Origin of the sequence: Acinetobacter johnsonii CIP 64.6, from assembly GCF_000368045.1 — a bacterium.
Classification (GTDB): Bacteria; Pseudomonadota; Gammaproteobacteria; order Pseudomonadales; family Moraxellaceae; genus Acinetobacter; species Acinetobacter johnsonii.
Genome location: NZ_KB849230.1, coordinates 138,674 through 151,398 on the forward strand (window position 1 = coordinate 138,674; position 12,725 = coordinate 151,398).

The window sequence follows — 12,725 nt, forward strand, 5'->3', positions numbered from 1 at the left end:
AATAATTAGTAATCTACGCCCCAATTCACGTAGATACGACCAGCTTCGAGATCAACGCGTTGTACCACATCTTTATGCCATGGAATCATGCGCTCTTCAGCATCAATGCTGTCTGGTGTTGCGTGAACCACCATCACATCATTGGCACCTGTCTCAAACATTTCATGGATTTTTCCGAGATTTACTTCTTGTTCTTCATCATCCAAACCTAACACTGTTAAGCCTTTCAAATCTGACCAGTAAAACTCATCCATTCCTGCTTTAGGAAGTTGCGCTTTTGAAATCCAGACATTTGCGCCAACTAAGTTTTCTGCACCCGTGCGATCATTCACGCCTTTTAACGCAACAACTAAGCCTTTGCCATGTGGTTTCCAACGTTTTACATCGACTATTTGCCAACCTGCCTTGGTCTCAATGTACCAAGGGAGGTAGTCAAATATATTGCTCATGGGTTCAGTATTGGAGTAAACCCAGAGCCACCCATTCAGTCCATAAGCTGAACGTAACTGTCCAATCTGAATACGATCTTCGGGTACATTCTGTGTTGGTGTCATGGGCTACCTACTACAATACTTATGCAGTAGTCGCAGCTTTTTTAGCTTGAGCAGCTAAAGAAGCAACACGTTCAGAAGGCTGAGCACCTTGTGAAATCCAGTGTGCAAAACGGTCAGCATCTAAACGAACTTTTTCCGCCTGACCTTGTGCAGTTGGGTTAAAGAAACCAATACGTTCGATGAAACGACCATCACGTGCATTGCGGCTATCAGTTACAACGATTTGATAGAATGGACGTTTTTTTGCACCACCGCGCGCTAAACGAATAACAACCATGAGAACAACCTTATAATTTTTACGGATTATCCTTGCGCCGACCATCGGCAACACTTCAAACCCCTTTCATAGAGGGCAGTATTTTACGTTATTTTTGTTTTGATTGAAAGTAAATAATCTGTTTATCTACAGGTTTGAATTTATTTAGCGTCCGTCCCAGTTGGAGGTGGCTGAGGGAACGCAATCTGTAGTTGTTTTAGTCCAACACTTCCTTCCCTGACTATCTAAAATTACACTTCCATTACCCACCTGAACAGTACCAGATTTAGGTTCTGCAGTTAACGTATAAGTTTGACCATTCGGGACCAGTGTAATGCTATAAACAGGATTAGATGTTGGGTAATCCTTTGTAGTTGCACCATTATCCAGTGTTGCGCTGGTATAGTTATGGTTGATAACGTAATAACTCTGTAGACGTTGTGCAATTTGCATCATTTCACCTTGCACATCTGCCCGATTGGTACGGATTTTGTACTGTGTGTAAGATGGATAAGCAATTGCTGCCAAGATGCCAATAATTGCGACAACAATCATTAATTCAATTAGATTAAATCCTTTTTGTAACCACATTACCAAGTCTCCACACCACTGGTTCCACAATCACCATAATTTGTTATTGTATTTTTAGTCATACAACGTAGACCATTACCTCTCAGTAATAAATCATAATTTTGAGGATCTTTCGGAAAACCACTGGTAGCGGCACATCCCCCTACTTTACAGCGCTCTACTTTTATTGCCCAATTTAAACCTTTAACTGACTGGGAATCTGCGGTTTCAACCCCCCCACTTTTTACAACAGTTAAAGGCTTTTTAGTATCGCTTGTCGGAGTACTCAAATCAGCATCTACCAGAGTTAAAACATATTTACCATCTGCTGCTGCTGAACCAACAGGAAGATACAAGGTTCCCGTAGAATTATTATAAGAGCTATAGATATAACTTGCGTCGAAGCCCTTATAACTGAAATTCTTGGATTTAAAGCGTTCTAGTTCGCTGGCTATACGCAAGGCCTCCTGTTTCGCAATCGCCAAATCCTGTTTTCGCATATATTGTTGATAACTTGGAATAGCAATTGCTAGTAGAATTGCCATCATCACTAAAACAATCATCAATTCGATCAGGGTAAAACCATAATTTTTTTTCATCATTCTTACCTACCGAGTTTCATACCAACGTAACTGTCTAAGTTTCGCTGTGGTGGTAAACTCCTGACATTCAGGTAAATTTGGGGTAGTGGTACAATTGAGCGTGTTAGGGCGGTTTACAATCAACCCAGTATTATTGGCACTACTACGTCCTTGACCTAAACCAGCACCCAAAATACCCGCACCAAGTTTTACGCTATTCGGCACCCCAGATGTGGTTGTATTAAATGGACATTTTCCTGTAGGCAAACAGAACTGATAGACATAGCTGTCACCTTTGACACCTGCACCACACGAACCACCAATACCTGTACCATCACGATGAAACACATTGACATACAACATGCCATCTAAGGCATATAGCTCATTCATTCCTTTATAAGCACCTGCAGTACTTGAATAGGTATATTTCCAACCGCTATTTCCATTAATTGCAACACCTGTACTCATGTTACTGTTTAAGGAAGACAGCGCAGTCCGGGTGGTTAATGTTGGCGTACCATAAAGATCCATTTTTGCAACGTCTTTATCATAAGCCACAAATACGCCATCTACTGCACTGGTTGCTGAACCCGCCTGATTCGTGCCAGCCGCCCCAACCAATGGTGAACTGCGATTACCTGAGCTAAACGCAACGGCAGCAACATAGCCATCATCGCTGTCATGTATAGACACACTTGGCATTTCATAGAAGCGAGGGCTTGCCCCACCTGTTGCATGTTCATCAAATAAGCGTACAACACGTTTCGCAAAATTCGCTTTTTTCGCACTTGCATCCGCCCCAGTCGCCGCATTATTTAAGTCAACACGGAATCCCTGTCCACCCAAATCACCAAAGTACAAATTATCTACCAAACCATCACTATCACGATCAATCGCATTGATCTGACTGACAACACTGTATTTCATGTTAATAGTAGCTGCACTTGCATTGGTAAATGCTTCTGCTCCACCTGCTGCTGTTGCATTGGCACTCGTCCACCACAGTAAGTCGCCATTATTGGCATCAAACATATAGACACCCGCACCACCACCTGTGGTGGTATTTTGGTCATATGCTGCATTTTCATAACCAGGGTCATAACCCCCACCCACAAACATGACTAGTTTTTTCACTCCACCAAAATTCACATAAGCAATGGTCGGTTTAGACCAGCTTTGTCCCATATAGCTTAGAGCGGTTACACCTGTAGTTGTGGAACTTGATTTATAAATTTTTGAGTTGGCTGGGTCGATGTGAAATTTGAGCTCTGGATTATCTAAGTCAGATAAATTCAAGGCGTAATAACTTTTGCCTCCCATACGCAAACCACCATAGACCCACTGCAAACCTTTAATGGCAATATCATCACCACTGGCATTTTGTGCAACACGACCTGAATCCTTCACGGTCAATGTTCCATCTGCTTTTGCAACATACTGGGTATAAGCCGTCCACGGTGCATCTATACCGTAGAACAGGTTATTTTTGCCCAAGGTACTACTGGTTTCAGATAGAAAAGCATTCTTTTGATTTTGCATCATTTCATTTGGTGCAAAGGCAAATACTTCCTTACCACGATCAGCATCAGTTGCATTTTTGCCTGCCCGTACGACATGCAATAATCCTTGTGTAGTACCGAATAATAAGTAATCGTCACGATCAGTGGTGTCAATGGTGCCAGAAGTGTATGAAATTTTACCTGACTGGGTCAGCAAGATAGGAGTGGAGTGCATAACCGAACCGACCTGACGTAGTTCAGGTTTGGTTATAAGATCGGCTAAAGTCACCGTTCCTGTTTCAGCAACATTGTAACCAAGCAAGTTCAACCAATAATTTTTATCTGGGTCGTTCACAAACAATGCCGTGCTACCTGTACCAAATAGCGTCGCCACATTGACTTTTTTCAGTGAACCGATTTCACTTGCTGCATACGGAGCCGCAGTACCTGTAATTTCACGATTGGTATAAATAGTACGGTTTGCAACTTGCTCATTCGCAGCATTAGTGCCTATGCCTAAGGGCAATTGTCCTTTCATGCCCTCGTCAGTCCAAAGCCCTTTGGCGGCTGCGTCAAGCGAACCATCTGCCTTAATTAAGCGAATAGTTTTGCTTGCATTATATAGTTCACCGTTAAAAATATGATATTTATTCATATTCCCAACCCAAAGCTGGGTCGATTCCTGCGGTTTCGGCACAAATGAAGCGTAATAACCATAAGGTTGGATACGCAATGGATTCAAAGCATCTTGAGGAAGTGTTGGAGAACCCGTTGCTACCGCAGGAATTTCAACTTCGATTTCATTTAAAAAGCCTTTAACACTATTCACCACATCTTCTGAGCTACTACCAGAATACCACCCACCACCGCCTTCAACCCCCCACAGTGCGGCATTCTTTTGATTGGAGCTCGCACTGGAAGCATTAATCGATGTCACATTATCCGCAATACTTTTTGTCTTATCATATGACGGCACACTGTTAAAGTTTTTACCAAAACCAACAACAGCTGTTTTAATTGCCACACCTTTAGGATTGTTCCCATTAAGTAAATAATTTTTTGCAAGATTACGAACACAATCCCATGTTCCAGCCGAACTGTCACTAGTACTACAGCTAAATGAGCTTCCTGTACTTCCCAAGGCACTTTGAATCAACTCTTGCGCATTCGTATGTTGATAAGGATCACCATCGGTTAATACATACACACCTTGTCCATTACACTGTTTATCCGCTTCTGCCTGCGTCATGGATGATGGCGCCGCATAATATCCTGTTCGAGTGGTGTCATAAGCATCTGGATTAGCAAAATTATACCCGCTTGAAGCACGCCCCTGAGTTGTCTCACCCAGCAAATAAGCTATTGTTTCAGCATACGAACGTGCAGTTGGCGTATTCGTCACCGCTGCAAGACTGGCAATTTTCTGTGCTAAATATTTACGTTGAGTGATCGAAACACCATCCACCGTAATCGTTGCATCTAGTCGTCGTGCAGGCACTGCAATATTACCAATATTATCCCAATCCGACTCACTACCACCACGCGCACTTTTATATTCACCCGTTTTACCATAAGCCAAACTATTCATATTAGTTTGATTTCTCATAGGTGAGCTAGACTGTGTTCCATCCCAAAGCAACCGACCATCGGACTCTGTAGGATCGATTAACAGCGGATTCCGAACCCAGCCTAGCGTTGATAAACCAATGATATTATTATCAGGTAAGGCGGTTATGCCTTTACTAGTATTTCCAAATAACAAATCCATCATACCGTCCTTAACGCGGGTAATACGATCTGGATATTGGGTAGTTACCCCTCCACTGGTCACCTCGCACCACTGCCTTCTATAGGTTGGAGCATCTGCATGCGGATTAATTTTTTGCAGCGCATACTTTTTTACACTTTGGTTCGGTGCATCACATGCACTTTGACCACCATAAGACATATAGTCCATACTCCCTGAAATATCGATCAGCATCATCAGGGTAATCGTGCTTGGCTTGGCATTTTGATAGATCTCGATATCACTCGCCCGAGAGACACTACTACAAACCATCATCGTCATCAGCGCCGAGACTGCCGTAGAAAGTATATTTCTTGAATTTAATGTTTTCATTTTTTAATCCTCTTTCTTTACGGTAATATCAACTTCGGATGACCGCCAACGGTATAGTCCGAATGCTGCATGTTATAGGGAATACCTAACCCATCAAAACATGCCCCCACGGCCGAAGCCCGCTGCTTAAAACAGTTCTCTATTTGCGTAGGAGTCGCACCTGCAAAACTTGGTAAGACTGAAATAACAGTCGCACCAATATTGTTGCTGGTTGCAGGAACATTACTTTGCCCGATACTGGTCCCCTTGGGAACTGAACCAAAAGGGGCAGAAACCGTAGAACTCTTGGTTAAATACACTTGTGACAACACTGCAGAACGCCCCATTGCAAACTGGTTGGCTTTACAAAAGCCATCAACACCAATCTTGGTCGTTGATCCATCCTCTGTAATCGCGCTAGCTTTAGATAATTTAAAGAAAGAATTTTCCGATGCGCGATAGCAAAATACCAATTCGTCATTTGCATTGGCAGACGAGTTAAAATAAGCAAACATACCATCCAAGGCCAGTTGTCTTTCAACCTCAGCAGGATTTTCAATATTAAACAACGCTGAATCAGAGTTTTCTAACAACAACGCATTCACCTGACTATTGGTTGCAATTTTTAAACCCACAATCCCCATTTTTACCGCTATAGTCCCCAGTAATGTGATAACGATCAAAATGACCAATACCGTAATGAGTGTTGCGCCTTTTTGTTGTTTCATGATGATGCTCCCAAAGTATTACGAATAGCGACCACTTGATTTACCGCCTGACGCAAATATCGCTTATTTACTGCTACATCCCCTGAAAGCGTGACTGGAGTTCCAGCAACATTAAAGCTGGTTTGAGTATTTAAACTTGCATCTGCACCAATTGTTCCCGTAGAACGAGACAAAATGCCAATATCCATAGAAACAACATTCAAATAAGTTTTGGAACAGGTATCTTCAACAATTGGAGTCGCACATGCTGCACGAATTGCATCCATCGCAGTAATATATTCATTAATCGTCATATAGCGTAACCGACCCGCAGGATTTTTTACCCCTAAGCGTACTTTAAACGCATCGACCCGCTGCATAATTTGTTGTGCATTATTGGAATCATGTACATCTAAACCGGCAATTGCAGTGGGTGCACTCATAGGATATGAGCCGGCATCACAATATAAGGAGTAAGCCGTTGGTTCACCTGTAATTTGTTGTGGACTAGCAGCCAAATAATAACGCTGCACAATTACCAGATTTGAAGCAGGGGCAGCAGCAGTTCCTATTGTTGCTCCCTCACAGTTAATAATGCTTTCGGTTTCAGGGGTATATTGAATAGTTATACGGTCACTTTTACCTGTAGTATTATCAGTATCTTTGTCTTGCAAACTGACCAATTCAGTTTCTAAATTAGCTGTTGCTTGCAATGCAGTTGGTAGATTTTCTTTTTTAAAAATAATTCCCGAGCCATTGGTATAATTATTCACTCTATGTGAAGAAAGGGTATTTAAATTGGTATGTCGCAAATCGTGGGTAACCAGTGATAAACCAAAATTAGCATTTTGTTGCAACTCACTCATGCCAGACTGTAAACTCAAAGAACGCTGACTACTCAAAAATACCGCCAAACCTGCGGCAACAATTAACAATCCTAATGCTAAAGCAATCATCAACTCCATGAGGGTGAAACCTGAGGTATATCGCTTATGAGCCATAGTTATATACCTCCATGATGATGCATTTCGCATTTGGTACATAAGCCGCACCATTGGTGCAATCAGAACTACTTGTACCATTGGTCGCTGTTGTTCCTTCCCACGCTACATATATACATTTTCGAACTAAGGTAGACCCTTGACAATTAAGCACATCCATACTCATACCCAAGTCAGTTGCACGGCTGCTTACTAGTCTAAAATCGTATTTAGCCATATTTTCAGGGGAGCAAAATGCAGTTGCGCAATTCGTGGTATCGGTATTCGCAACATATCCCACCAACCCATCCCGATTCATACGCATCCGCTCCGCCAAATCTCGGGCAATATTGGTCGCCTGAACATTCATCGTCGCTTCGTTGCTAGCCGTGATGGCTCTAATTTGTAATGCCACAAACCCCAATACAGCAATACTTAGAAGTACTAAAGCCACAAGTACCTCCACCAACCCAACTCCCGTTTGACGTTTCATCATTTTTATTATTCCTTCCCCTCAAGTCGGACAACTTGTTGCCGCTTTATTGTAAACAACCGTTCCACCCTTTTGTACATACACATATGCTTTTAACGCAGCATCACTACTGTGTTCAAAAATAAAGCACTGTCCGTTTGTGGAAACACTGGTCTGCCCCAAACGATTAAAAGTCACACTGCTATCCCCACTCGTTTTTGTGACATGCGTCGGCACCCAAGTTTTAAAAGGTGTTGCCACACTACTATCTAACGCTACGACCCGATCACTTTGTTTAAAAATCGCTTCTGATCTCGTTTCGCTCAATAAATCCACAAAATCACGGGTATCGCTTCGCAATTGATTACTCCGAACCATTTGGATAAAAGACGGAGCCGCCATCATCGCAATAATTGCCAATACAGCAATCGTCACCAACAATTCAATTAAGGTGAATCCCCGACTTGTTCCCATCGCCCTGCACCCAACTCTTTTAAAATTCCTTACTCTATATTAAATTTATTTTTTACAGAACCAATACAAAGCAGATAAGAATCATAAAAAAACGGATGGAGTGTCGTCCATCCGTTTTGAGTTCACATTTTTCTATACAAATTAGGCCTGAATCACTTGTATCCGTAACTCTTTAGGTAGACTAAACGTAATATTTTCCTCTCGCCCTTGAAGCTCTTGCGGAGGGGTCGCACCCCAATCCTGTAATCGCTGAATAACCTGCTTGATGAGAATTTCAGGTGCAGATGCGCCAGCTGTCACACCAATTTTACTGTCTGGCTTAAACCAATCTTTTTCAAGTTCATCTGCATTATCGACCAAATAAGCTGATTTACCCATACGTTCAGCCAGTTCACGCAAACGGTTTGAATTGGATGAGTTTGGCGAACCCACGACCAATACGACATCACATTTCTCCGCCAAGTCACGTACCGCATCCTGACGATTCTGTGTTGCATAACAGATATCATCTTTACGTGGTCCCTGAATCTTTGGAAACTTGGTTCTTAGGGCATCAATTACTTTGGCTGTATCATCAATCGAAAGCGTCGTTTGAGTGACAAATGCAACTTTTTCAGGATGTCTCACCATTAAGGCCTCAACATCCTGTTCATCTTCAACCAAATAAATCTTTCCACCACCAGATTTATCATATTGCCCCATTGTGCCTTCAACCTCAGGATGCCCTTCATGCCCGATCAAAATGGCTTCGGTGCCCTCACGCGCGTACTTGGTCACTTCAATATGAACCTTGGTGACAAGTGGGCAGGTTGCATCAAACACTTTTAAGCCACGGCGATCCGCCTCCTGCTGTACAGCCTTGGAAACACCATGTGCACTAAAGATGACAATGGAATCATCAGGAACCTGATCAAGCTCATCTACAAAAACAGCACCACGCTGACGTAGGTCATCCACCACAAACTTGTTGTGCACCACTTCATGGCGTACATAAATGGGTGGATTAAAGCACTCAAGCGCACGATTTACGATGGCAATCGCACGGTCAACACCAGCACAAAAACCTCGTGGATTGGCGAGTACAATTTCCATAACATCCCCTCTCATCATCTGAATATTTATGCCAAACTATTTCGTTTAATGGCACGCTACACTACAATAGCCAAGATATTTTATCATATCAGGAAAAATATCATGTCGGGTCTCTTGTTTGTCGTTTCTGCAGCTTCAGGAACAGGCAAAACATCCCTCGTAAAAGCCCTCCTTGACCGTGTAACGAATCTTCACGTTTCTGTTTCTCATACTACACGTGGGCAACGTCCCGGCGAACTTGATGGTGTACATTACCATTTTACCGAAAAAGACTCATTTTTGGCCTTGGTTGAACAAGGTGGTTTTATTGAATACGCCGAAGTCTTTGGTAATTACTACGGTACAGCTCAAGCTACAGTAAAAGAACAATTGGCGAAAGGTCATGATGTTCTATTAGAAATTGACTGGCAAGGCGCGCAGCAAGTTCGTAAGCTTTTTCCTGACTCTAAACAAATTTTCATTTTACCACCAAGCCAGTTTGATCTGCGTCAACGTCTGTCTAACCGTGGCACAGACTCGGTTGATGTGATTGAGCGTCGTTTAGGCTGTGCAGTTGAAGACATGCAACAATATGTTAACTTCGACTATGTGATTATTAATGATGATTTTAACAAAGCTTTGCACGATCTTGAGTCTGTGATTATTGCCAATCGTTTAGTCATTACACAGCAAGCGAGCCGTCATCAGAAAATGATTTCTGAGCTGATCACCCCTGTTGAAAAGTGATTAAAACTTGAGTCTACAGACAAAGCACCTTATACTGCACAGTCTGTTTAATTTTAGCCTTTGTAACGAGAACTCTTATGGCACGCGTAACCGTTGAAGATTGTTTAGACCATGTAGACAACCGCTTTGAGCTTGTACTAGTGGCAAGCAAACGCGCGCGTCAATTGGCACGTCAAGGCATTGAACCTACCGTTGAGTGGGACAATGACAAACCGACTGTTGTTGCATTACGTGAAATCGCAATCGGTCATGTTTCTAAAGATATTTTGAAACAACGTGAACAAGACTACCAAACTTCAAGTCTTGATCTTGCACTGTCTGCAAACAATTTGAATTTAGATAATTTTTCTTTCCAATAAGAAAAAATTTATCGTTTAAAAGCCTAGTTTTTAACTAGGCTTTTTTATTGGATAACTTTTATATTTGTGCAATACACGTTATAACTAGAAGATAGGATTCATCATGGTTTAGGTGTGTCTTTTTTGCTTTTCTCTCAATGAATAAATTGACAATTCAGGCAATATGTTTTTCATTAGAGTATCAGTAAAATTTTCTTGTAATTGCTACGTCTTAAAGGTGTTTTATGCCAGGCCCAATGGTCAGCCAAGCTAAACAACAGCTCAAAACTATTATCGATGCTTACTTAACTGAAAGCGACGTCGAGCGAGTGCTTGCGGCCTGTGATTATGCGGACATTGCCCATGATGGTATTACCCGTAAAAGTGGCGAACCCTATATTTTGCACCCGATTGCGGTAAGCTGCATTTTAGCGCATATGCGTCTAGATGCCGAAACCCTGATGGCGGCACTTTTACATGATGTGATTGAAGACACTGACTTTAGCAAAGAAGATATTGCAGAAAAATTTGGCAAAACCGTCGCCGAACTGGTCGATGGCGTCACCAAACTCAGCCAATCCAGCGATAAAGAATATAACAAAGCCGCTTCTTTCCGAAAAATTCTGCAAGCCACACTACAAGACCCACGTGTCATTATTATTAAACTGGCTGATCGCTATCACAACATGACCACCTTGGATGCATTGCGTCCTGATAAGCGTGCACGTATTGCCCAAGAAACCTTTGATATTTTTGTCCCAATGGCACGTATTGTTGGTATGAATGAGATGGGCGATAACCTCGAACATTTGTGTTATCAAAATCTTGATCTCGACATGTATAACAATGTCCAAGAAGCCCTTCTCCAAACTAAACCCAAACGCTGTGAATATCAAAGCAAATGGGAAAATAATCTGACCGAGCTATTAAAAACCCATCAAATCTCAGGTCGAATTAAAAAGAAAAATAATAATATCGAACTGTTACGTCACTTTGTAAAAAATGACATTGATCTACATGAACTTACGCATAGTCATGCCTTTGAAATTATTCTAAATAGTATTGCTGACTGTGACCGCTTAGCCGATGTGTTGCGAGAGAGTTTTCAAGTTTTACACTTTGCAGACCATATTCGTAAACCACTCCCAGGTGGTAACCAATCGCTACTACTACGTTTAAAAGGTGAAAACACAACCTTATCAGTCACCATTCAAACCGAACTGATGCGCAAAGCTGCGCGTTTTGGTGTAGTCCTAGGCGACAGTGCTCCGCAAGCTTGCCGCTCTGCGATTCAAGCCTCGATGCAGAACTTGAATGTCTTGATCGATGGAGCCTGTGCTAAAACCACTTTTAGCGAACTGCTCGATTATTTACACCAAGAGAAAATTTGGGTGTATACCCCACAAGGTCATCTACACGAGTTACCACAAGGTGCAACGGTAGTCGATTTTGCCTACTCTGCTAGCTTATTTTTAGGTAACCATGCGGTAGGTGCGAAAATCAATGGGGAAACTAAACCACTTTCTACGCCATTGCACAGTGGTCAGGTGATTGAAATTATTACTGATGTCTTGGCCACCCCAAACCCGGATTGGCTCAGCTTTGTCAACACGCAAAAAGCCCGTCGTGCCTTACAAAATATACTGCGTGAGCAAGACATCGAAGAACAACGCCTTGTTGGACAACAAGCTTTAAATCGCGCTTTAAAGCTATTCAATGTATCCATTAAAGATTTAACCGAATCAGATTGGTTAGAACTTTTACAATGGCGACATATTGAAAGTAAAGACCAACTCTTTGAACAAATTGCCGTGGGCGATTTACTGCCGCAATTGGTTGCGAATCATTTGTTTGCGCATGACCAAAGTGCACAGGAATCTGACAGACTCATTCAAGGTACTGAGGGTGTCGATGTTAAATACGCACATTGCTGTAACCCTGTGTTGGGTGACCCAATTCAAGGACATTTATCACGCCGCGGTCTTATTGTGCATCGTGCACGTTGTCATAACCTCCTACATGAACAACATCTGCACCCTGAAAATATCATGCCGTTGCAGTGGACTAACGAGAATGAAGAAGAAATTAGTTTTACTGCATATTTATTGATTAACATGGCCATGGATGACGAACAAATTTCTGACCTAATTTATCAATGCCGTAAAGAAAAAATCGGGGTCGAAATGGTGTGTAATCAAGATGATAAGACTTATGTCAATGTTGTGGTGCACAACCGTAAGCAAATTGCAAAAATCATTCGTGATCTACGTATGCATTTTGGCTTCCCACGTATCAGTCGATTGGCTCAACCTGTTAGTATTGCGGAAACATCGATTGCGAGTTAATTGTTTAAATCCACACATTTTAATGCCAATCTA

Annotated in this window: 13 protein-coding genes; 3 read left to right on the forward strand and 10 right to left on the reverse strand. The window is 42.1% G+C overall.

Features of this window, described 5'->3' with window-relative positions; all coding sequences use genetic code 11:
• Positions 1–5: 5 nt before the first annotated feature.
• From rimM to ispH, 10 genes are all read right to left on the reverse strand, one after another.
• Entirely contained in the window at positions 6–554 is a 549-nt protein-coding gene (rimM, locus tag F986_RS01785; RefSeq protein ID WP_004691456.1) for a ribosome maturation factor RimM, read from the reverse strand.
• A gap of 19 nt (positions 555–573) precedes the next feature.
• Complete coding sequence (gene rpsP / locus F986_RS01790; RefSeq protein WP_004678724.1) at positions 574–831, reverse strand: 30S ribosomal protein S16; 258 nt, start codon at positions 829–831, stop codon at positions 574–576.
• A gap of 144 nt (positions 832–975) precedes the next feature.
• Positions 976–1,401, reverse strand: coding sequence for a type IV pilin protein (locus tag F986_RS01795; RefSeq protein WP_004691457.1), 426 nt, complete (start codon positions 1,399–1,401; stop codon positions 976–978).
• Positions 1,401–1,979 carry a type IV pilin protein gene (locus F986_RS01800; RefSeq protein ID WP_017397237.1) on the reverse strand — a complete coding sequence of 193 codons (579 nt, stop codon included), beginning with the start codon at positions 1,977–1,979 and terminating at the stop codon, positions 1,401–1,403. The genes F986_RS01795 and F986_RS01800 overlap by 1 nt, the downstream gene beginning before the upstream one ends.
• A 9-nt stretch (positions 1,980–1,988) precedes the next feature.
• A complete protein-coding gene (locus F986_RS01805; protein WP_004691459.1) occupies positions 1,989–5,579 on the reverse strand; it encodes a pilus assembly protein in 3,591 nt (1,196 codons plus the stop codon).
• 17 nt (positions 5,580–5,596) lie between these two features.
• Positions 5,597–6,286: a pilus assembly PilX family protein gene (locus F986_RS01810; protein ID WP_004691461.1), complete on the reverse strand. Its 690-nt coding sequence runs from the start codon at positions 6,284–6,286 to the stop codon at positions 5,597–5,599.
• Entirely contained in the window at positions 6,283–7,266 is a 984-nt protein-coding gene (locus F986_RS01815) for a PilW family protein (protein WP_004691462.1), read from the reverse strand. The genes F986_RS01810 and F986_RS01815 overlap by 4 nt, the downstream gene beginning before the upstream one ends.
• On the reverse strand, positions 7,256–7,741 hold the full coding sequence (pilV, locus tag F986_RS01820; RefSeq protein ID WP_004691463.1) for a type IV pilus modification protein PilV: 486 nt from the start codon (positions 7,739–7,741) through the stop codon (positions 7,256–7,258). Before pilV ends, F986_RS01815 begins: the two co-directional genes overlap by 11 nt.
• Before the next feature lie 18 nt (positions 7,742–7,759).
• On the reverse strand, positions 7,760–8,191 hold the full coding sequence (locus tag F986_RS01825) for a pilus assembly FimT family protein (protein WP_004691464.1): 432 nt from the start codon (positions 8,189–8,191) through the stop codon (positions 7,760–7,762).
• A 141-nt stretch (positions 8,192–8,332) separates the two neighbouring features.
• On the reverse strand, positions 8,333–9,283 hold the full coding sequence (gene ispH / locus F986_RS01830) for a 4-hydroxy-3-methylbut-2-enyl diphosphate reductase (protein ID WP_004691466.1): 951 nt from the start codon (positions 9,281–9,283) through the stop codon (positions 8,333–8,335).
• A gap of 102 nt (positions 9,284–9,385) precedes the next feature.
• On the opposite strand from ispH, the gene gmk reads away from it, so the two are divergent.
• The 3 genes from gmk (at position 9,386) to F986_RS01845 (ending at position 12,692) form a co-directional block, all read left to right on the forward strand.
• Positions 9,386–10,009, forward strand: a complete 624-nt coding sequence (gene gmk / locus F986_RS01835) for a guanylate kinase (RefSeq protein WP_004691467.1) — start codon at positions 9,386–9,388, stop codon at positions 10,007–10,009.
• Positions 10,010–10,086: 77 nt separating this feature from the next.
• Complete coding sequence (gene rpoZ, locus F986_RS01840; RefSeq protein WP_004691468.1) at positions 10,087–10,368, forward strand: DNA-directed RNA polymerase subunit omega; 282 nt, start codon at positions 10,087–10,089, stop codon at positions 10,366–10,368.
• 224 nt (positions 10,369–10,592) lie between these two features.
• Positions 10,593–12,692, forward strand: coding sequence for a RelA/SpoT family protein (locus tag F986_RS01845; RefSeq protein WP_004691469.1), 2,100 nt, complete (start codon positions 10,593–10,595; stop codon positions 12,690–12,692).
• Positions 12,693–12,725 lie beyond the last annotated feature (33 nt).

Coding starts and splice junctions, on each gene's coding strand:
- F986_RS01795 (WP_004691457.1), bottom strand. CDS start 1,401: ATGTGGTTACAAAAAGGATTTAATCTAATTGAATTAATGATTGTTGTC.
- F986_RS01800 (WP_017397237.1), bottom strand. CDS start 1,979: ATGAAAAAAAATTATGGTTTTACCCTGATCGAATTGATGATTGTTTTA.
- rpsP (WP_004678724.1), bottom strand. CDS start 831: ATGGTTGTTATTCGTTTAGCGCGCGGTGGTGCAAAAAAACGTCCATTC.
- pilV (WP_004691463.1), bottom strand. CDS start 7,741: ATGATGAAACGTCAAACGGGAGTTGGGTTGGTGGAGGTACTTGTGGCT.
- F986_RS01805 (WP_004691459.1), bottom strand. CDS start 5,579: ATGAAAACATTAAATTCAAGAAATATACTTTCTACGGCAGTCTCGGCG.
- F986_RS01845 (WP_004691469.1), top strand. CDS start 10,593: ATGCCAGGCCCAATGGTCAGCCAAGCTAAACAACAGCTCAAAACTATT.
- rimM (WP_004691456.1), bottom strand. CDS start 554: ATGACACCAACACAGAATGTACCCGAAGATCGTATTCAGATTGGACAG.
- gmk (WP_004691467.1), top strand. CDS start 9,386: ATGTCGGGTCTCTTGTTTGTCGTTTCTGCAGCTTCAGGAACAGGCAAA.
- ispH (WP_004691466.1), bottom strand. CDS start 9,283: ATGGAAATTGTACTCGCCAATCCACGAGGTTTTTGTGCTGGTGTTGAC.
- rpoZ (WP_004691468.1), top strand. CDS start 10,087: ATGGCACGCGTAACCGTTGAAGATTGTTTAGACCATGTAGACAACCGC.
- F986_RS01810 (WP_004691461.1), bottom strand. CDS start 6,286: ATGAAACAACAAAAAGGCGCAACACTCATTACGGTATTGGTCATTTTG.
- F986_RS01825 (WP_004691464.1), bottom strand. CDS start 8,191: ATGGGAACAAGTCGGGGATTCACCTTAATTGAATTGTTGGTGACGATT.
- F986_RS01815 (WP_004691462.1), bottom strand. CDS start 7,266: ATGGCTCATAAGCGATATACCTCAGGTTTCACCCTCATGGAGTTGATG.